2 protein-coding genes are annotated in these 1,367 nt (G+C 31.7%); both read left to right on the top strand.

Translation table 11 applies throughout. The features are described from left to right. Nucleotides 1-546: enolase C-terminal domain-like protein (locus tag ACTG3S_RS13370; RefSeq protein WP_439129840.1), on the top strand; the 546-nt coding region annotated here is incomplete at its 5' end. 26 nt (nucleotides 547-572) lie between these two features. Further along, the coding region (locus ACTG3S_RS13375; protein ID WP_439129841.1) for a lysostaphin resistance A-like protein at nucleotides 573-1,367 on the top strand (795 nt) is incomplete at its 3' end.

The raw sequence follows: 1,367 nt of genomic DNA on the forward strand, positions 1-1,367 counted from the left end.
GAATTTTCGGCAGATGAAATTGAGTTAAGAGTAGATGCAAATGGAGCATTTTCTCCTATTGAAGCTTTAGAAAAACTGGACCTACTTTCTGAGTTACAGTTACATTCTATAGAGCAACCTATAAAACAAGGTCAAATTGAAGAAATGGCATTTTTATGTGAAAATACACCTTTACCAATTGCTTTAGATGAAGAATTGATTGGCATTTTTTCTCATCAACAAAAAAAGCAATTATTAGAAACCATACAGCCACAATACATCATTTTAAAACCAAGCCTAGTAGGTGGTTTTGTTGGTAGTAAAGAGTGGATTGATGTAGCAGAAAATAACCAAATTAATTGGTGGATTACCTCTGCCTTAGAGAGTAATATTGGGCTAAATGCCATTGCACAATTTACGTATAGTTTAAATAATAATTTACCACAAGGTTTGGGTACAGGTAGTTTGTTTACTAATAATTTAGAAAGCCCATTAGAAGTAAGAAAGGGGGCTTTGCATTATAGCAATTCCAAAAATTGGGATGTTAGATTGCTAACATCAATTTAAATTAATTTAGAAAAATATAGACATAAATGAATTTTATTCAGCAAGCTTACAAAGGAAAAAACGAGTGGTATCATTGGGTAATTTCCATATTTTTAGTTTTTTTAGGTTGGCAAATTATTGGTGTTGTGCCACTTGTTATGGCAGCCGCAGCAAAATCTAAAAACATGGCAGAGTTTATGGAGTTTGCACAAACCAACTTTATGACAGCGGGCTTAGATAAAAATTTTTTACTTTTTTTAATTGTTTTTACCTTTTTTGTAGGATTAGTTTTTTTACTAATTGGCGTAAAATACATTCATAAAAGAACTATTACTTCTTTAATAACAAGTAGAGAAAAAGTTGATTGGAAAAGGTTTTTCTATAGCTTTTTTGTTTGGGGGCTTTTAGCAGTTGCTTTTTCTTACATTGGTATTTTAATGACACCAGAAAATTTTACTTGGAATTTTAATGCGCAACCATTTTTTATTTTGGTAGCCATTTCGTTTTTGTTTATTCCGTTTCAGACTAGTTTTGAAGAATTGCTTTTTAGAGGATATTTTATGCAAGGAATTGGCATTTTAGCTAAAAACAGATGGGTTCCACTAATCATAACATCAGTAGTTTTTGGTTTGTTGCATGGTGCTAATCCAGAAGTAGCAAAATTAGGGCAAATTACCATGGTTTTTTACATTGGTACGGGCTTGTTTTATGGCATTATAACTTTAATGGATGAAGGCACAGAACTTGCTTTAGGTTTGCATGCAGTAAATAACATTACAGCTGCGTTTTTAATAACTACAGATTGGACTGTTTTTCAAACGGATGCTTTATACATAGATACT

It is taken from the genome of Polaribacter sp., assembly GCF_965656025.1.
Lineage (GTDB): Bacteria > Bacteroidota > Bacteroidia > Flavobacteriales > Flavobacteriaceae > Polaribacter.